Annotated in this window: 14 protein-coding genes; 11 read left to right on the top strand and 3 right to left on the bottom strand. The window is 61.4% G+C overall.

Annotated elements, in window-relative coordinates:
• Nucleotides 1-169: 169 nt before the first annotated feature.
• On the bottom strand, nt 170-1,153 hold the full coding sequence (locus CLAM6_RS08735; protein WP_215824541.1) for a TAXI family TRAP transporter solute-binding subunit: 984 nt from the start codon (nt 1,151-1,153) through the stop codon (nt 170-172).
• Nucleotides 1,154-1,686: 533 nt separating this feature from the next.
• On the bottom strand, nt 1,687-3,075 hold the full coding sequence (gene gorA / locus CLAM6_RS08730; protein WP_043334248.1) for a glutathione-disulfide reductase: 1,389 nt from the start codon (nt 3,073-3,075) through the stop codon (nt 1,687-1,689).
• Nucleotides 3,076-3,474: 399 nt separating this feature from the next.
• Here gorA and can point away from each other — a divergent pair, with 399 nt between their 5' ends.
• The 10 genes from can to CLAM6_RS08680 all read left to right on the top strand — a co-directional run bounded on the left by can (nt 3,475) and on the right by CLAM6_RS08680 (nt 16,880).
• Nucleotides 3,475-4,128 carry a carbonate dehydratase gene (gene can, locus CLAM6_RS08725; protein WP_043334249.1) on the top strand — a complete coding sequence of 218 codons (654 nt, stop codon included), beginning with the start codon at nt 3,475-3,477 and terminating at the stop codon, nt 4,126-4,128.
• 955 nt (nt 4,129-5,083) lie between these two features.
• The gene (locus CLAM6_RS08720; RefSeq protein WP_153635766.1) at nt 5,084-6,679 is read left to right on the top strand and encodes an ABC transporter substrate-binding protein; all 1,596 of its coding nucleotides are present in this window, start codon (nt 5,084-5,086) and stop codon (nt 6,677-6,679) included.
• Nucleotides 6,680-7,004: 325 nt separating this feature from the next.
• Entirely contained in the window at nt 7,005-8,051 is a 1,047-nt protein-coding gene (locus CLAM6_RS08715) for an ABC transporter permease (RefSeq protein ID WP_054556671.1), read from the top strand.
• On the top strand, nt 8,048-9,031 hold the full coding sequence (locus CLAM6_RS08710) for an ABC transporter permease (protein ID WP_052384673.1): 984 nt from the start codon (nt 8,048-8,050) through the stop codon (nt 9,029-9,031). The genes CLAM6_RS08715 and CLAM6_RS08710 overlap by 4 nt, the downstream gene beginning before the upstream one ends.
• Before the next feature lie 20 nt (nt 9,032-9,051).
• Nucleotides 9,052-10,104: an ABC transporter ATP-binding protein gene (locus CLAM6_RS08705; RefSeq protein WP_153635765.1), complete on the top strand. Its 1,053-nt coding sequence runs from the start codon at nt 9,052-9,054 to the stop codon at nt 10,102-10,104.
• The gene (locus CLAM6_RS08700) at nt 10,101-11,180 is read left to right on the top strand and encodes an ABC transporter ATP-binding protein (RefSeq protein ID WP_153635764.1); all 1,080 of its coding nucleotides are present in this window, start codon (nt 10,101-10,103) and stop codon (nt 11,178-11,180) included. The genes CLAM6_RS08705 and CLAM6_RS08700 overlap by 4 nt, the downstream gene beginning before the upstream one ends.
• Before the next feature lie 351 nt (nt 11,181-11,531).
• A complete protein-coding gene (locus tag CLAM6_RS08695) occupies nt 11,532-12,443 on the top strand; it encodes a LysR family transcriptional regulator (protein WP_153635763.1) in 912 nt (303 codons plus the stop codon).
• Between the two features lie 133 nt (nt 12,444-12,576).
• Nucleotides 12,577-13,941 (top strand): Xaa-Pro dipeptidase, encoded by a 1,365-nt coding sequence (gene pepQ, locus CLAM6_RS08690; RefSeq protein WP_153635762.1) that lies wholly within the window; start codon nt 12,577-12,579, stop codon nt 13,939-13,941.
• Between the two features lie 347 nt (nt 13,942-14,288).
• Nucleotides 14,289-15,347: a hydrolase gene (locus CLAM6_RS08685; RefSeq protein WP_043334253.1), complete on the top strand. Its 1,059-nt coding sequence runs from the start codon at nt 14,289-14,291 to the stop codon at nt 15,345-15,347.
• A gap of 363 nt (nt 15,348-15,710) precedes the next feature.
• A complete protein-coding gene (locus tag CLAM6_RS08680) occupies nt 15,711-16,880 on the top strand; it encodes a dicarboxylate/amino acid:cation symporter (RefSeq protein WP_131432039.1) in 1,170 nt (389 codons plus the stop codon).
• Nucleotides 16,881-17,077: 197 nt separating this feature from the next.
• Here CLAM6_RS08680 and msrA read toward each other — a convergent pair whose 3' ends face one another.
• A complete protein-coding gene (gene msrA, locus CLAM6_RS08675; RefSeq protein WP_153635761.1) occupies nt 17,078-17,716 on the bottom strand; it encodes a peptide-methionine (S)-S-oxide reductase MsrA in 639 nt (212 codons plus the stop codon).
• Between the two features lie 49 nt (nt 17,717-17,765).
• Here msrA and CLAM6_RS08670 point away from each other — a divergent pair, with 49 nt between their 5' ends.
• A complete protein-coding gene (locus CLAM6_RS08670; protein WP_153635760.1) occupies nt 17,766-18,242 on the top strand; it encodes a YchJ family protein in 477 nt (158 codons plus the stop codon).
• The last annotated feature ends 66 nt before the right edge of the window (nt 18,243-18,308 follow it).

Here is an 18,308-nt window from a genome sequence, read left to right as displayed (position 1 = left end):
CTTTTCCTGCACGACCTAAGTGGCCGCCCGGGAATGCAGACTTTCCACAAGCACGGAGACCGCAACGAGTGCGGTCTCCGGGAATTCCCTGTGCTCCCTGTGCTCGGCTCCCTGAGCGCAGGGTGAGCGTTCATGCACGGCGCCTCACAGGCGAGGCGCGCAGGGCATGTCACTCGCTCAGCAGGCCAGCTTCCTTGTAGTACTGCTTGGCGCCATCGTGCAGCGGCGCCGTCAGGGAAGCATTGACCATCTCTTCCTTCTTCAGGACCTGGAACGCCGGGTGCAGGCGCTGGAACTGATCGAAGTTGTCGAACACGGCCTTGACCACTTCGTAGGCGACGCGGTCTTCGACTTCGGCACTGGAGACGATGGTGGCGCGGACACCGAAGGTGGTCACGTCGTCATCGTTGCCGCGGTACATGCCACCCGGGATGGTCGCGACGGAGAAGTAAGGCTTCTCTTCGACCAGCTTGGTGACGGCGTCGCCGGTGACATTGACGATGTTCGCGTCACAGGTGGTGGTCGCTTCCTTGATGGAACCGGACGGGTGACCCACGACGTAGACGTAGCCGTCGATCTTGTTGTCACACAGTGCGGAAGACATCTCGGAGGCCTTGAGCTCGGAGGCCACGGAATACACGCTGGTGTCCTTGTCCTGAGAGGACAGCAGAGTGTCGATGGTCGAGCGCTGACCGGAACCCGGGTTGCCGATGTTCATGCGCTTGCCTTCCAGCTGATCGAACTCGGTCACGCCGCTGTCCTTGCGGGCGACGACGGTGAACGGTTCCGGGTGCAGGGAGAACAGTGAACGCAGGTCCTTGTTCGGGCCGAAGTCTTCGAAATCGCCCTTGCCTTCATAGGCATTGTAATGCGCGTCAGACTGGGCAACGCCCATGTCCAGCTCGCCGGTACGGATGCTGTTCAGGTTGTAGCCGGAACCGCCCGTGGACTCGACGCTGCAGCGAATGCCATGTTCGGCCTTGCCACGGTTGACCAAGCGGCAGATTGCACCACCAGCCGGATAGTAAACGCCTGTTACACCGCCGGTGCCGATGGTTACGAAGGTCTGCTCGGCGGCGCTGGCGCCTCCGGAGATCCCCATCAGGCCAAGACCTGCGGTCGCGACCGCCGCTGTCAGCGACTTCTTGATCATGGTCATGTTGAAACTCCCTTTGCTGGCTTGTTATTGGTCTTGCCGTCGTGCACCTCGATACCGGCCAGGCCCTTGCTTGTATCGCGTGTGAAACAGGCCGATTTTCAGGCTTATCCACTGCCACATGGCTGATATTTCAGTAATTTGAGGTGCATAACGCTGCACTGAGACTAGCATAGCTGAAGTGCGCGAGTACCAGCTTGTCATGCTTTATGCTACGAAAGGTGTAGGTGTTGGCAGTGAACTGCGCAGACAGCGACTTGTCCCTCGCCAGACGAGGATTGCCGCTTCCTCATTGCGTGCAACTTTCAGCGCGGATTCAGATAGTCGCTGCTGCTGACTGTGTAACCTGCAACGTTACTCAGTAACCATGATTCCCCTTTCGCAGTCCAATTGCGCGTGGGCACGCAGAAGACGCATGCAAAAACGCCCCACGGCAAGGCCGTGGGGCGTTTTGTTTTCGACGGTCTATTTCGACGTTCAGCCTTTCCGAAGCTCAGTCATTTCGACGAGCCGTCTATTCGACTGGCTTGTCAGGTGCGCGTGACACTGCGCATGGTGACGAACTCTTCCGCTGCCGTCGGGTGAATGCCCACGGTCAGGTCGAAGTCGGCCTTGGTCAGGCCGGCACGCACGGCGATACCGATGCCCTGCATGATCTCACCGGCTTCATCACCGACCATGTGCACGCCGACGACCTTGTCGCTGGCGTCATCGACGATCAGCTTCATCAGGCTGCGCTCATCGCTGCCGGACAGGGTGTGCTTGAGCGGACGGAAGTCAGCGGTGTAGACGCGGATGCTGTCGAACTTCTCGCGCGCCGCTTCCTCGCTGAGGCCGACGGTACCGATGTTCGGATGACAGAAGACCGCTGTCGCGATGCTGTCGTAGTCCAGGCCACCCACGACGCCGTCGCCGAAGTGCGCACGCACCAGGTGCATGGCTTCTTCAAGGGCCACCGGCGTCAGTTCCGGGCCACCGATGATGTCACCCAGCGCGAGGATGGATGGGGTGGTGGTCTCGAAGCGCTCGTTGACGCGCACGGTGCCATCGACATTCAGCGCCACATCGACATTCTCCAGCCCCAGGCCTTCGATGTTCGGCTTGCGACCGGTGGCGGCGAGGATGCAATCCACTTCCAGCACCTGGCCATCGCTCAGGCGCACGCTGTAGACATCGCCTTGCTTGTCGATGGACTCGACAGTGGTGTTGAAGTGCAGGTTGACGCCCTTCTTGGCCATCTCGTCACGCGTGAACTCGCGCACTTCGTTGTCGAAGCCGCGCAGGAACAGGTCACCGCGATAGCTCAGGTGCGTCTCGGCACCCAGACCATTGAAGATGCTGGCGAACTCGACCGCGATATAGCCGCCACCGATGACGAAGAAGCGCTTCGGGAAGCTTTCCAGATCGAAGATGCGGTTGGAATCCAGCGCATGTTCACGACCCGGGAAGTCCGGCAGGAACGGCCAGCCACCGGTGGCGACCAGAATCTTGGCCGCAGTGTGACGCTCGCCATTGACGACGACGGTGTTGGCATCGGCGATGCTGGCACGGCCTTCGATCAGCGTGGCACCGGAATTGTTGAGCAGATTGCGATAGATGCCGTTCAGACGAGAGATCTCGGCGGTCTTGCGATCACGCAGGGTCGCCCAGTCAAAGCGCGGGGCGTCGCCCAGATCCCAACCGAAGCCGGCGCTGTCCTTGAATGAATCATGGTAGTGGGCAGCGTAGGAGTAGAGCTTCTTGGGCACGCAACCGACATTGACACAGGTACCGCCGAGGTAGCGGTCTTCTGCCACGGCAACGCGGGCGCCGGTCGCGGCGGCGGTCCGGGCAGCACGAACGCCGCCGGAGCCGGCACCAATGACGAACAGGTCGAAGTCAAACTGGCCTGTCGCAGGCTGATGGGTCTGATCGGTCACGGGAATCTCCTTGATGAATTGGCCACATGGTATCAGGACTCGCGCGGCCTCGGGAGTCCCGTGTCGCTGGGCACGGTTACCCGCGTATCGGCCTTCAGGTTGACCCTGTGGCCTCTGACACGGTAAATATGTCCAACAAGCATGTTAGACAAAAGTTACAACGTGCTGGCACAGGGGCTAGCACCGTCATTGGCGGAGCGCTCCGCGGGCGCGTAACATTGTTGCTCGTAACACTGTCGCTCGTAATCTTAGTGCTCTGACGTCTTGCCTGACGCTGCCGTGAATGCCTGCCTCGTGGGTCTGAGCCAAGAGGCTCTGCGCCCGAGAGGCATCACGGCCAACGCCCCTGTGCGACAACCGTCCCCTGCCCCCGTCATTTGAAAAAGTGGTCTCCCTGCCATGAGCAATATCGAAAAGCTGCTTGAGCAAAACAAGGTCTGGGCTGAATCCATGACCGAGCGCGACCCTGAATTCTTCAAGCGCCTCTCGGACCAGCAGAATCCTGACTTTCTGTGGATCGGCTGCTCGGATTCCCGCGTACCGGCCAACCAGATCATCGACCTGCCGCCCGGCGAAGTCTTCGTGCATCGCAATGTCGCCAACCTGATCCACTACAACGACATGAACGCGTTGTCGGTGATCCAGTACGCCGTCGATGTCCTGAAGGTCGAACACATCATGATCGTCGGCCATTACGGTTGTGGTGGCGTGCGTGCCTCGATCACCGGCGGTGACAATGGCATGGTCGACTACTGGCTGCACACCCTGCGTGAGCTCTACAACCTGCACTATGACGAGCTCAAGGACCTGCCACTGGATGAGCAGGTCGATCGCATGTGCGAACTCAATGTCCGCTCTCAGGTGCAGAACCTGGCCAGAACCAAGATCCTGCAGCGTGCCTGGGAGCGCGGTCAGAAGTTGGAAGTGCACGGCTGGGTCTACGGCCTGTCCGATGGTCGAGTGAACAACCTCGATTGCACCATCAGCAACCTGTCACAGGTGCCGCAGCTGTATCGTGTGGACCGCATCGAGCCTTTGCCGCAGCAGGACTGATCAGGCCGACCTGATCAAGCTGCCGGTGCTGCAGGATGCCGGTAGCAACCTCAGTGCCCTCCAACGCGCCTCCCACTCGGGAGGCGCGTCGCGTTTCAGGCCTCCCTCATATCAAGACCGACCCTCCAGGCCTTTCTCCCCCTGTCAGTGCTTTCCTGCATCGACTGCCTTGGCGTCTATCGAATGGAATCAGGCTGGCAGTCACCGGCGCTGGAAAGTCTTTCACGTGTTTTTAGCGCAGCGTTCGGGAATTTTACTGCGCAGTATCGCCCTTGCAGGCCTTCGTGGAGGGCCTCTGAGGCGCAACTTTGGTCGCAGAACGCTAGGCGCACCAATCAAGTGCAGAGACTGCACGCATTGGAAAATTACTGCCTATCCTGTCGGCTTTTCTACCGCTGATGGTTCCTGTTTATCGCCAGGTGGCATGAAGCCGGATTGGCGGTATTCAGCGTACGCAATGTCTCTCAATCAGGCGCTGTCGGCTGACGGAACTGATATACACAACCGCCACACCGCGTCCCAAGAACTTGCAAGACCTCGATTATTACATCTGTCTCAGATGATTGATTCTATTGGGATTTGCTTGTCATGAAGGCTTGCAGCGTGAACGAGGCAGACCAGTGTCACGGCGGCTTGCCCAGCATATGAAAGGACTGAATCGCACCGCATTGCCTCGACAGGAGACGCGCCTAGCTCACGGCTTTGTTGATGAGAGAGATGGCGTTGGCGTGTGACATCCGGGGTGTCGCTTCGTCGATCTCGCGCCCTGCACCAGCCTGGATGACGTTGCGTGGTCAGGAAAAGGCTATTCACCACCTGCATCCGGCTACTCAACATTTCGATTGTCCCGCGACCAAGTGACTCTCTACTGTTAGAACGCATCCTGCGTGTCTGCCTCGACAGCCGCGCCGGATCGCCACAACAACAATCAAACTACACAAGCAAAGGGATGCTCATGACCCGTCAGAATGCCCTCCAGTCTCTCTTGCCCAAGAAGACCCTGTGTGCGCTGATCGGCAGCGCGACATTGGCCATGGCGGCTCCGGCAATGGCCGAAGACGTCACCCTGCGCATGGCCTACGACGCTGACCCCGTGACCCTCGATATCCACGAACAGCTCTCCGGCGGCACCCTGCAGCTGTCGCACATGGTCTACGACCCGCTGATTCGCTGGAACAAGGACCTCGGCTTCGATGGCCGCCTGGCCAAGAGCTGGGAGCGTGTCGATGACAACACCATGCGCTTCCACCTGCGCGAAGGCGTCAAGTTCCACTCCGGCAATGACTTCTCCGCCAAGGATGTGGTCTGGACCATCGAGCGCCTCAAGAAGAGTGCCGACTTCAAGGCCATCTTCGCGCCGTTCACCGACGTCAAGGCCGTCGATGACTACACCGTGGATCTGGTGACGGACAAGCCCTTCCCGCTGGTGCTGAATGCCGCCACCTACATCTTCCCGATGGACAGTGAGTTCTATTCCGGCGAGACCGAAGACGGCAAGGCCAAGGATGAGATCGCCAAGGCGGCCAACACCTTCGCCTCACGCAACGAGTCCGGCACGGGCCCCTACAAGGTCTCGGACCGACAGCAGGGCGTGAAGATCAGTTTCGAGCGCTTCGAGGATTACTGGGATACCGAATCGCCGGGTAACGTCGATGACATCGTGCTGACGCCGATCAAGGAAAACGCCACGCGTGTCGCGGCGCTGCTGTCGGGCGACATGGACTTCATCGCGCCGGTACCGCCGACCGATCTGGAACGCATTCGCAAGCAAGACGGCGTGCACCTGGTCGAGATGGGCGGCACCCGCATCATCACCTTCCAGATGAACCAGGAGCGTGTCGAAGCCTTCAAGGACAAGCGCGTCCGTCAGGCCGTCAACTACGCCATCAATCAGGAAGGCATCGCCCAGAAGCTGATGAAAGGATTTGCGACCCCCGCCGCCCAGATGTCGCCGGATGGCTATCAGGGCCACAACCCCGAGCTGACGCCGCGCTATGACGTGGCCAAGGCCAAGGAGCTGATGAAGGAAGCCGGCTACGAGGATGGCTTCGAGATCAGCATGATGGCGCCCAACAACCGCTATGTGAACGACGCCAAGATCGCCCAGGCCGTGGCTTCTATGCTGGCCAAGATCAACATCACGGTGGATTTGAAGACCCTGCCCAAGGCCCAGTACTGGCCGGAATATGATGCGCGCGCGGCCGACATGATGATGATCGGTTGGCACTCGGACACCGAAGACAGTGCCAACTTCTTCGAATTCCTGACCTTCTGCCCGGATGCCGACAGCGGTGTCGGTCAGTACAACTCCGGCAACTACTGCAATCCGGACGTCGACAAGATGGTCACCGAGGCCAACCTGGAGACCGACACCGAGAAGCGCGCCAAGATGCTGCAGGCCGCCGAGAAAGCCGTCTACGACGATGCCGGTTTCGTGCCGCTGCACTGGCAGAACCTGGCCTGGGGCGCGCGTGATGGCGTCAACATCGAGCCGGTGCTGAACGTGATGAACTTCCCGTACCTGGGGGATCTGGTCATCGAGCAGGACTGATCCCACGCCGTGAGTGAGTGACAGGCACTGAACCGCCTTGCATCGTTCAGTGCCATGTTCCTGGCCACGCACCCCTCGCGACAGGCAAGTCAGGCAACCGGAGATAGCCTAAGCGAACTCTCTGGTTGCCCTGCTGACCTGAACGTGACGACTTACCCCCGCCTGTTCTTCCCCCTTGGTCATCGCCTCTCGGTGATGGGTTGGGGAGCCTGTGCCCGATGACTGGCCAGCGACAGGCGGGATACCTGACACCCAGCGTGATCGGCCAGCATGGATATGGCCGACGCGCGCGAGACCGTGATGTTCACGAGGAAGGTGGCGATCCATGATTGCCTTTCTGATCAAACGCCTGATGCACGCCGTACTGGTCATGTTCGTGATCAGCATCATCAGCTTCGCCATCCAGGACAACCTGGGCGACCCGCTGCGCGAGATGACCGGCCAGGCCGTGTCGGAAGCCCAGCGTGAAGTCATGCGCGATGAAATGGGCCTCAACGACCCCTTCATCACCCAATATCTGCGTTTTGCCGGCAATGCCCTGCAGGGCGATCTCGGCAACTCGTACTTCTACAAGCAGCCGGCGACCGAGGTGATTCTCAAGCACCTGCCCGCCACGCTGGAGCTGGTGATGGCCTCGAGCCTGATCATCATCCTGCTCTCGGCTCCCATCGGGGTGTTCGCGGCGATTCGCCCGCGTAACTGGCTGTCACGCCTGTTCATGGGTACCTCGATCATCGGTATCTCGGTGCCGGTCTTCCTGACCGCCATCGTGTTGATTCAGCTGTTCGCGATCGGCGTGACGGTGGACTGGTTCCCCAGCGACACCACCTGGGGCAGTGTCCTGAACGGCATGCTGTCCACCGATGGCGGCATGCCCTCCTACGGGCGCGGTGAGCTGGTGCACGTCGCGGGCACCTGGTCGAGCGGCTTCTTCACCGCCGACGGCCTCTGGCACCTGGTGCTGCCGGCCATCTCGCTGGCCTCGATCATGCTGCCGCTGTTCATCCGCCTGATTCGTGCCGAGATGATGGAAGTGCTGCAGTCGGACTACATCAAGTTCGCACGCGCCAAGGGCATCGGCCTCAAGCGTATCTACTTCCTGCACGCACTGAAGAACACCATGCTGCCGGTGATCACCGTCGGCGGCGTGCAGATCGGCACCATGGTCGCCTACACCATCCTGACCGAGACCGTCTTCCAGTGGCCGGGCATGGGCCTGATGTTCCTCGAGGCCATCACCCGCTCCGACATCCCGCTGATCGTGGCCTACCTGATGATGGTCGGCGTGATCTTCGTGATCACCAACACCCTCGTCGATCTGATCTACGGACTGGTCAACCCCACCGTCAAGCTTGCGGGGAAACCGGCATGAGCCAATCCAATACCCAATCGAGCAACGCGCCCGTCACCCCGAAGACCAGCTCCATCGTGGTCCCCGGCCGTTGGCAGCGTTTCCGCGAGTCCTATCTGGTCTACAGCTTCAAGCGCGACTGGATGGCTCAGGCCTGTCTGCTGGTGTTCATCGCCATGGTGCTCGGGGCCTTCCTCGCGCCGTGGATCGCCCCGGCTGATCCCTATGACCTGGCCAGCATCGACATCATGAACTCGGAGCTGCCGCCGGCGTGGATGGCGGGCGGTGATCCGGCCTTCCTGCTGGGCACCGATGCTCAGGGGCGTGATCTGCTCTCCACCATTCTCTACGGCACGCGCGTGTCGCTGTTGATCGGCTTCGGCGCGGTCATCCTGCAGGCGTTGCTTGGCGTGACCTTCGGGCTGCTGGCGGGCTATCTGGGCGGGCGTATCGATGCCTTCCTGATGCGCATGGCCGATATCCAGCTGTCGTTCTCGACCCTGATGGTGGCCATCGTGGTGGGTGCCATCATCAAGGCGACCTTCGGTGGCGCCGCCTTCTCGGACTACGCGCTGATCCTGTTGATCCTGATCATCGGTCTGGCGGAATGGCCACAGTATGCGCGTACCGTCCGCGCCTCGGTGCTGGCGGAGAAGAACAAGGAATACGTCGATGCCGCGCGGGTGATGGGCTTCCGCTCCCGTCGCATCATGTTCCGTCACATCCTGCCCAACACCCTGTCGCCGATCTTCGTCATCTCCACGGTGCAGATCGCCAACGCGATCATCTCGGAGGCGGCGCTGTCCTTCCTCGGTCTCGGCATGCCGGAGACCCAGCCGTCGCTGGGGTCACTGATCAAGTCCGGCTTCGACTACCTGCAGTCAGGTAGCTGGTGGATCACGCTGATCCCCGGTGGCGTGCTGATCGTGCTGGTCCTGGTCATCAACCTGCTGGGCGACTGGCTGCGTGATGTCATGAACCCGCGTCTCTACAAGGGCTGAAGCCGAGAGGAGTCAAGACAATGGCACTACTTGAAGTCAACAACCTCGACGTCCGCTTCGCCATGCGAGGCGGTGAGGTGCGCGCCCTGCGCGACGTCAGTTTCACCCTGGAACGCGGTGAGCGTCTGGGAATCGTCGGTGAATCGGGGGCCGGCAAGTCGGTCGCGGCCTTCACCATCCTGAATCTGATCGCCAAGCCCGGCTACATCGCCGGCGGCGAGATAAAGTTCGATGGCGAAGTGCTCAACACCCTCAAGCCCAAGGCGATGCAGTCGATTCGCGGCAACCGCATCTCGATGATCTTCCAGGACCCGATGATGACGCTCAATCCGGTGCTGACCATCGGCGAGCAGATGATCGAGTGCCTGAAGGCGCACCGCCGCATCTCCCGCAAGGATGCGCGCGCCATCGCCCTGCACAAGCTCAATCAGGTCTTCATTCCCTCACCGGAAAAACGCCTGGATCAGTACCCCCATGAGCTGTCCGGCGGCATGCGTCAGCGCATCATCATCGCCATCGCGCTGCTGCTGGACCCGGACATCATCGTCGCCGATGAGCCGACCACCGCGCTGGATGTGACCATCCAGGCCGAGATCATGGAGCTGTTGCTGCTGCTGTGCGAGAAGCACAACGTCGGGCTGATCCTGATCACCCACGACCTGGGCGTGGTCAGCCAGGTCACCCAGCGCACCCTGGTGATGTATGCCGGGCGCGTCATCGAGCAGGGGCCGACCCGCGAGATCATCAATGATGCTCAGCACCCCTACACCCAGGGGCTGATCAACGCCCTGCCCCAGATGGCCACTCCGGGCAGCCGTCTGAACCAGATTCGTGGCTCGATGCCGACCCTGACCAAGATTCCGGCCGGTTGCGCCTTCAATCCGCGCTGTGACTTCGCGGCGAATATCTGCCTCGAGAAGGTGCCGGCCTTTGCCCATTCCGGCAACTGCAAGGTGGCCTGTCATATGGTCGATGCCATGGTGGCCGGCGAGCGCTGGACCCCGATCTTCACCGATGCCAACGGCAATGGCGCCACTCCCACTGACAGCCACCGCACGGAGGTGAACGCATGAGCGCGGCAATTCTGAAGGACGCTCAGTCCTCCTCCCAGGCCTCCACCCGTGTGGATAGCGCCGAGCTTGGCGAAACCCTGGTGGAAATCCGTGATCTCGAGAAGCGCTTCTCGTTGTCCGGCGACTTTCTCGAACAGCTGACCTTCGAGAAGGGACGTCTGCGTCGCAAGCAGGAATACGTGCACGCCATCAATGGCGTCACGCTGGACGTCAAACGCGGTGAGGCGCTGTGCGTGGTCGGGGAATCCGGATGTGGCAAGTCGACGGTCGCGCGCACGGTGATGGGGCTTCTCAAGCCCAGTGGTGGCGAGATCCGTTTTGACGGCACCCGCATCGACAATATGGCCCCGCGGGACCTGCTGCCCTACCGCCGTCGCATGCAGATGATCTTCCAGAATCCCTATGCGTCGCTGAATCCGCGCATGACCATCCAGCAGACGCTGGAGGAGCCGCTGCGCTTCCATCAGCCGACGCTCAAGGATGGCGAGGTGCGCGACAAGATCGAGGAGGTGATGCGCTCGGTGGGCATCGACCCCGACTGGGGCAAGCGCTTCGCGCACGAATTCTCCGGCGGCCAGCGTCAGCGTATCTCGATCGCCCGCGCGCTGGCGGTGGACCCGGAATTCATCGTCGCCGATGAGCCGATCTCGGCGCTGGACGTGTCGATCCAGGCGCAGGTGCTCAACCTGATGATGGAGGCGCAGGAGCAACGCAACCTGACGTATCTGTTCATCACCCACGACCTGGCCGTGGTCGAGCACTTCGGCACCCGCGTTGCGGTGATGTATCTGGGCACGCTGTGCGAGCTGGCGGACACCCGTTCACTGTTCGCCCGCCCGCGTCACCCCTACACCCAGGCGTTGATGTCGGCGATCCCACGCCTGCACGATGACAAGCCCAATCACATTCGCCTCGAGGGCGAGGTGCCGACGCCGGTCAATCTGCCTTCGGGTTGTGTCTTCCATGGCCGTTGTCCGCATGCCAATCAGCGTTGCCGTACGGAGATTCCGCGCCTGATCGCCACGGAAACTGCTCAGGTCGCCTGCCACGCCGTGGAAGAAGGCCGCATCGACTGAAGTGATGGCAGTGACGAAAGTGATGACGGCGATGTGATGGGCGCCATCGATCATTGCGTTTCCGGCCCCAAGCAAGGAAAGACCGCGCAAGGTTGCCATTGTCATCGGCAACCTTGCGTCTTGCGCTCATTGACGATTGCATCTCGCGTTTTGTGTGGGCAAGATTTCGCACATCCATCACTGACCAACAGGTCAATTGGCGCCATTGCCCACGATGCTTGAAGAAGATTCAGCGTGGCACCGGGCCCCGATGACGCATCCCCAAGATACTCTGGTGTGACACGTCCGAAGAGATGTGCGCCCGACCTCCTGACATGGCCTGTTTCCAGGCCGACGAGGCACTCCGATTACATGGAAATTCGCTGGCTCGAAGATTTCATCGTTCTGGCTCAGACCCGACATTTCTCGCGGGCAGCCGATGCACAGAATGTCTCTCAGCCCACCTTTTCCCGCCGCATCAAGTTGCTGGAAGAGGAGATGGGCACCACCTTGATCAATCGTCAGACCCTGCCGCTGTCGCTGACTCCCGCCGGAGACGAGTTTCTCCAGCTGTGCGAGCAGATCACCGAGCGCGTGCGCATCACACGCGAACGCCTGCAGGACATGGCCCAGCAGCAAGCCAGCAAGATATCGCTGGGAGCACCGCAGTCTCTGGTGTCGCACTTCCTGCCTGATTGGCTCGATCAGCTTCAGCTGCGTGAACAGGTGCTGCCCTATCTGCGTGCCACCGGCTGGCTGGCGGCCGACTACTTCCACGGGCTGGATCGCGGCGAATGTGATCTGGCGCTGTGCTATTGGCCCCAGGCACGGGTGGACCTGGGCTTTGAGCTGGACAGTTACCAATACCTGGTGGTCGGCGAAGAAACCTTCATTCCGCTGTGCGCGCCTGGCGCGGATGGCAATCCCCGTCATCAGTTGCCGGGCACGCGGCGCAATCCGCTGCCGTTCATCAGCCCGCATCCGCGCGCCGTCATCGCCACCTCACTGATGGCCCATCTCGCTCAGGTCCCGATTCAGGCGCATCTGGTCACCATGAACGAGAATATCCAGGCGGCCAACATCAAGGCGCTGGTGTTGCAGGGCTATGGCATCGGTTGGTTGCCGCAGCGGCTGGCCGCAGAGGAAATCGCCAGCGGCAAGCTGGTGCGTGCCGGTGACCCGCGCTGGGACCTGAGCCTGCATATCCGCCTGTATCGCCCGCGCGTGCCGCGCCACGACAGTGTCAGTGAACTCTGGCACCAGCTGGAAGCCCGTTTCTCGTGAGTCATCCGGGCAGGAGGGTCGACGGTGCCGACTCAGCGGCGCTCTCCCCTTCATTCCTACATTCTCCCTCACCTCACGCCATTGACGTTCACTCCTCCAGGTCAGGCGTGCCGACCGTTTGCAAGGAAACATGATGTCTGACAGCCAGCTCAACGACCCGACACTCACCCACGCCGCGGCACACCGCGCGCATCTGGCGGCGCTGCAATCCGGCTACGAAGTTGCCATGCAGCAGCATGATCTGGACGCCATCGTGCTGCACAGTGGCAAGCCGAAGCGGCATTTCGCCGATGACCAGGATGCCAGCTTCAAGTCGCATGCCCATTTCCTGCACTGGGTGCCGATGGCGGGCCTCAGCGATAGCTGGCTGGTGATTCGTCCGGGCGAGCGCCCGACGCTCTACCTCTATGCCCCCGATGATTTCTGGCATCTGTCACCCAGCCTGCCGACGCCGGACACTGCGCCCTGGGCCGAGCAGTTCGAGATCGTCCATCTGCGCAAGCCGACACTGCCAGAGCGTCCCGAGGGCCGCGTGGCGCTGCTGGGCGAGATCGCAGAGCTTCAGCCGCAGGTGGTCAGCGAACTTGAGGCACTGCCCAACCCGGTCGGCCTGGTGCGCCAGCTCGACGAGGGGCGCGTCTGCAAGAGCGAATTCGAGATCGCCTGTCTTGAAGAAGCCAGCCTGCGCGCCGCGCGTGGCCATCTGGCTGCCCGGCGCACTTTCATGGAGGGCGGCGCGGAGCTCGATATCCAGCTGGCCTATCTCGGCGCTTCTCGGCAACGGGAATCGGATGTGCCCTACGGCAACATCGTTGGTCTCAACGCGCATGCCGCGGTCCTGCATTACCAGCATTATGGCTTGCAGGCTCCCGCCGCCCGTCACAGCCTGCTGGTGGATGCCGGCGCCAGCGTGCACGGCTATGCCTCTGACATCACGCGCAGCTGGGCGGGCGATGATGCGCTGCCGCTCTATCGCGCGCTGGTCGAGGGCGTGGAGGCGCTGCAGAAGCGCCTGATCGCAAGACTCGCGCCCGGGGTGGACTACGTCGACCTGCACCTCGAGATGCATCGTGAGCTGGGTGAGCTGCTGCGGGAACTGGGCGTGGTGTCCCTGCCCGCCGAGGAACAGGTCGCACAAGGCATCACGGCAGCCTTCTGCCCGCATGGCCTCGGGCACCTGCTGGGATTGCAGGTCCATGATGTGGCGGGTCGCATTCCTGATCACACCACCGGCGACATCCGTCATCCGCCGCAAGGTCACCCGATGCTGCGCCTGACGCGTGTGCTCGAGACCGGCATGGCCATCACCATCGAACCGGGCTGCTACATCATCCCCATGCTGCTGGAGCCGCTGCGCAACGATGCACGTGGTGAGCATATCGACTGGAAGCTGGTCGAGGCGCTGGCACCGCATGGCGGTGTGCGTATCGAGGACAATCTGGTCATCACCGCAGACGGTGCCTTCAATCTGACACGCAGCCCGGCGACGGGCCTGTAATCAGGTCTGTCACAACACTGTCCGGGTCTCTCGCTGTGACGCTTGCCGTCACACGCCTGCCTCACGCCGCCATGGGCCCTGTGCCGATGGCGGTTTTTTGTCGCGTGTCGTGAGGCTGAGTATTCGAGCGCCAGGCCAACACTGTGATCCAGGGCCGAGCTATCGCCGTTGGCATCGATGCGTATGCTGCACTGCGACTAGCGATTGGCGTCGCCAAGTGAAATGATGCCAACGATATCCGTGCAGAAATTCCTGTCAGATCTTGCTGCAGGCCACCGCCATCAAGGGCATGTCCATCACCCGACCACCAACGTCATCGCCCTGGCCTGCCACTGGAGCTACCTCACATGCCGCACTCCATCTTCACGTCAGAGTTTCGCCCTGCCCTTGGCCTGCGCAATCGCCATGTCCAGACCTTGTTGCCGCGATTTCTGCCCCGCGCGCCCCTGAGTCGACGCACCGAGATTCTCAATCTTCCCGATGGTGACTTCGTCGAGCTCGCCTGGGTCATCAGCGACGGTCATGAAAAGCGTGAGCGTACGACGGCCCTGAGCGACGATGCGCCCCTGTTCGTGCTGTTTCATGGCCTTGAGGGTGACTTGAGCTCGCCCTACGCCCGTGAGCTGCTCAATGCAGCCGCCCGGATGGGCTGGCGACCGGTGATGATGCATTTCCGTGGCTGTGGGCAATCCCCCAACCGCCTGCCACGCGCCTATCACAGCGGAGATACCGCTGACGCCTATTGGGTGCTCGGCGAGCTGGGGCGACGCTATCCGCACGCCATCAAGGTCGCCTGTGGCGTATCGCTGGGCGCCAACATGCTGCTCAAGCTGGTGGCTGAGCAAGGCGGTGATGGTCTGGACCTGGCCGGCGCGATCGCCATCAGCGCCCCGCTGGACTTGGCAGCCAGCGCGGACGTGCTCAATCAGGGTTTCTCGCGCCTCTACCAGCGCCATCTGCTCAAGGGCTTGAAGGCCAAGGTGGCAGCGAAGCTTGCCAATGGCCCGCTACCCATCTCGATCGGAGCGCATCAGCTGACCCAGCTGAACAGTTTCTGGGCCTATGACAATGAAGTCACCGCACCCCTGCATGGTTTCACCTCGGCGAGTGATTACTACACGCGCTCCTCGGCGGGCCGTCTGCTGAGCGAGATCGAACTGCCGACGCTGATACTGCAATCGCTGGATGACCCCTTCATGCCACGCGATCTGTTCGCACGCTTCCACCAACCTTCCGAGGCCGTGCGTATCGAGCTCAGTGAGCGCGGTGGGCATGTCGGCTTCGTCGAATGGCGCCGTGGGCGACTGAGCTCCTGGCTGGCTCGCCGTGTCAGTCAGCAACTGGATGCCTGGAGCGGACTGCCCAAGCCACAAGCGCAGGCCGAGGTGCAGAGCGAAGCGCACTGAGCTGCCTGCATTGAACCGGCTGCATTGAACTGTCGTGCATCGAACTGGCGGCATTGCCCGCCATTCAGACGCCAACACGCTTTCCCCTCCCTGGCTTTCTTGTCCTTGGCTTTCTTGTCCTTGGCTTTCCATGCCTCTTTTGGCTTCTTCCACCCTTGCTCGCCTTCCCACCCTCAGATCCGGTGGGAAGGTCTTAACCCTGTCTACGACCGTATGCTTTTCAGGATGGTTAAATCTTGAGCAACAAAAATGATAACGGTATACAGGATGAGGGTGTGTAGGATGACACGGATCACTGTCACGATTCAGGGAGAATGGTAGACTGCGCGCCCATCCTACGTTCAAGACTCTACTGGCCTGATAATGAACCTGATTTTTCGCCTGGTGCTCGGCATCGTGGCTGGCATACTGCTGGGACAATGGGCTCCCGAATCCCTGATCCGCGCCCTGCTGACCTTCAAGGTACTGTTCGGTGAGCTGCTGGAATACGCCATTCCGCTGATCATCCTGTTCTTCATCATGAGCGGGATCGCGCGTCTCGAGCGCTCCTCGGGCCGTCTGCTGACCCTGACCATCGTGCTGGCCTATGCCTCGACGACGCTGGCAGGACTGTTGGCGGGCATCGTCGGGCTGGAAGTCGTGCCGCATATCGTGCAACAGGACCAGCTGCCGGTCAGTCATGCCATCAAGCACTTGAGCCCCTACTTCACGCTGGATATTCCGCCGCTGACCGATATCAGCACCGCCCTGGTGACGGCCTTCCTGTTCGGCATCGGCATTTCCGCCACCGAGCATGACGGCATGCGTCAGCTGGCCGACGGCGGCCGCGACATCGTCGAGCGCTTCATCGCCAAGGCGTTGATTCCTGCCCTGCCGTTCTATATCGCCGGCCTGTTCTGCGAGATGACGATCGCCGGCACGGTGGCCAATACCCTCAAGAGCTTCGGCATGATCCTGCTGCTGGCGCTGACCCTGCACTGGCTGTGGCTGAGCTTGCTCTACGTCACCAGCGGCACCAGCACCGGCCGCTCGCCCATGAAGGCGCTGGCCCACATGCTGCCCGCCTACTTCACCGCGGCCGGTACCATGTCTTCCGCGGCCACGATTCCGGTCACCGTGCGCCAGATGCACCTCAATCACATCTCGCCGTCCGTGGCGAGCTTTGCGGTGCCGTTGCTGGCCACCATCCACATGTGCGGCAGTGCCATCACGCTGACCGTGTGCGCCATTGGCGTGATGCTGGTCACTCCCTCACTGGCAACGCCCGAGCTCACCACCCTGCTGCCGTTCATCGCCGCGCTGGGCGTGACTATCATTGCCGCGCCCGGCTCGCCCGGCGGGGCCGCGATGACCTCGGTGGGCGTATTGCAGAGCCTGCTGGGCTTCGATGCCGCCGCCGTCGGCCTGATGATGGCGCTCTATCTGGCGCAGGACAGCTTCGGCACCGCGTGCAACGTCACCGGCGATGGCGCCCTGGTGCAGTGGATCGATCGCTTTGCAGAAGCCGAGCAGGATCGACAGCGCTACCGCTGACACTGTGCATCGCTGCTCATGACCGACAGCGTTTTCTGACAAAAGCTGTTTCTGACCGAAAGCTGTTTCTGAAAGAACAAAGCCTCATGGTGGCCGTGAACTTCGCGGCGATCATGAGGCTTTCGTGTCTCTCAGCGGTAATCTGTCACCAACAATCTCATGACGGCATGCCCTGCCTGTCATGACTGTCGAGGCTGTCAGCCGATGGGGCAGCTGATTCCCGTGCCTTTCAGGCCGCAGTAGCCGCCCGGATTCTTGGCCAGATACTGCTGGTGATATTCCTCGGCGTAGTAGAACTCGCGCAGCGGTGCGACCTCGGTGGTGATGCGGCCGAGACCGGACTGGTCCAGCGCCTGCTGGTAGTCGGCCATGCTTTTCTCGACGATGGCGCGCTGGTCATCGCGGGTGTAATAGATCGCGCTGCGGTACTGGTTGCCGATGTCATTGCCCTGACGCATGCCCTGGGTCGGGTCATGGGCCTCGAAGCTGGCCCGCAGGATCTCCGGCAGGCCGATCACCGTCGGGTCGAAGATCACACGCACGACTTCGGTGTGGCCTGTCTTGCCGGTGCAGGTCTCTTCATAGCTTGGATTCGGCGTATGGCCGCCGGCATAACCGACCGCCGTCACCTTGACGCCCGGCAGCTGCCAGAAGAGGCGCTCGGCTCCCCAGAAGCAGCCCAGCCCCAGCACGATCTCCTCACACTCACTGTCGAACGGCGGTACAATCGAGCGGCCATTGACGTGATGAACGCCGCTGATGCGAACCGCTTCACTGCGCCCTGGCAAGCTGTCCTGCGCTGAAGGAATGGTCTGCTTATCTTCCGTTATCCACATGGCGGACTCTCTCCTGTGTCGCGTCGTGCAATCGTGTATAGGTTCAATGATGTCATCTCTGCCCCCCAAGATCTGCCCCTGCCAGCCCAACAGCGCCCAGGCGCGACGCTACGCCGATTGCTGTCAGCCGATTCATGCTGACATCACCCGCGCCGAACGCCCCGAGCAATTGATGCGCGCGCGCTACAGTGCCTTCTGCCTGTCGCTCGCCGACTTTCTGATCGACAGCTGGGACCCGGCCCATTGCCCGGCACGCGCCGATCTCGAAGGTGCTGGCCCACAGTGGCTGGCATTGGAGATTCTGGACAGCGGACAAGACGCCGATACCGGCATGGTACGCTTTCATGCCACCTTCTTCGAGCAGGGAAAGTTCCAGCAATTGCAGGAACTTAGCCGCTTTCATCACGATGGCCATCACTGGCGTTATGTCGACGGTGATGCCGAGTGGCAGACATTGACGCCGGGGCGCAACAGCCTGTGTCCCTGTGGCAGCGGCAAGAAGATCAAGCGTTGCTGCACTGCGTGACCGTCAGCGTCTTGTGCTGACGCGCGTGCGCTTGAGCTCTCAAGCATAAGCGAAACGAGCACCTCT

Origin of the sequence: Cobetia sp. AM6, assembly GCF_009617955.1 — a bacterium.
Taxonomy (GTDB): Bacteria; Pseudomonadota; Gammaproteobacteria; order Pseudomonadales; family Halomonadaceae; genus Cobetia; species Cobetia amphilecti.
The sequence above is the reverse complement of the archived record's forward strand: the minus strand, read 5'-3'. Positions and strand labels throughout refer to the sequence as shown.

Coding starts and splice junctions, on each gene's coding strand:
- CLAM6_RS08735 (WP_215824541.1), bottom strand. CDS start 1,153: ATGATCAAGAAGTCGCTGACAGCGGCGGTCGCGACCGCAGGTCTTGGC.
- can (WP_043334249.1), top strand. CDS start 3,475: ATGAGCAATATCGAAAAGCTGCTTGAGCAAAACAAGGTCTGGGCTGAA.
- CLAM6_RS08720 (WP_153635766.1), top strand. CDS start 5,084: ATGACCCGTCAGAATGCCCTCCAGTCTCTCTTGCCCAAGAAGACCCTG.
- CLAM6_RS08715 (WP_054556671.1), top strand. CDS start 7,005: ATGATTGCCTTTCTGATCAAACGCCTGATGCACGCCGTACTGGTCATG.
- CLAM6_RS08710 (WP_052384673.1), top strand. CDS start 8,048: ATGAGCCAATCCAATACCCAATCGAGCAACGCGCCCGTCACCCCGAAG.
- CLAM6_RS08705 (WP_153635765.1), top strand. CDS start 9,052: ATGGCACTACTTGAAGTCAACAACCTCGACGTCCGCTTCGCCATGCGA.
- CLAM6_RS08700 (WP_153635764.1), top strand. CDS start 10,101: ATGAGCGCGGCAATTCTGAAGGACGCTCAGTCCTCCTCCCAGGCCTCC.
- CLAM6_RS08695 (WP_153635763.1), top strand. CDS start 11,532: ATGGAAATTCGCTGGCTCGAAGATTTCATCGTTCTGGCTCAGACCCGA.
- pepQ (WP_153635762.1), top strand. CDS start 12,577: ATGTCTGACAGCCAGCTCAACGACCCGACACTCACCCACGCCGCGGCA.
- CLAM6_RS08685 (WP_043334253.1), top strand. CDS start 14,289: ATGCCGCACTCCATCTTCACGTCAGAGTTTCGCCCTGCCCTTGGCCTG.
- CLAM6_RS08680 (WP_131432039.1), top strand. CDS start 15,711: ATGAACCTGATTTTTCGCCTGGTGCTCGGCATCGTGGCTGGCATACTG.
- msrA (WP_153635761.1), bottom strand. CDS start 17,716: ATGTGGATAACGGAAGATAAGCAGACCATTCCTTCAGCGCAGGACAGC.
- CLAM6_RS08670 (WP_153635760.1), top strand. CDS start 17,766: ATGTCATCTCTGCCCCCCAAGATCTGCCCCTGCCAGCCCAACAGCGCC.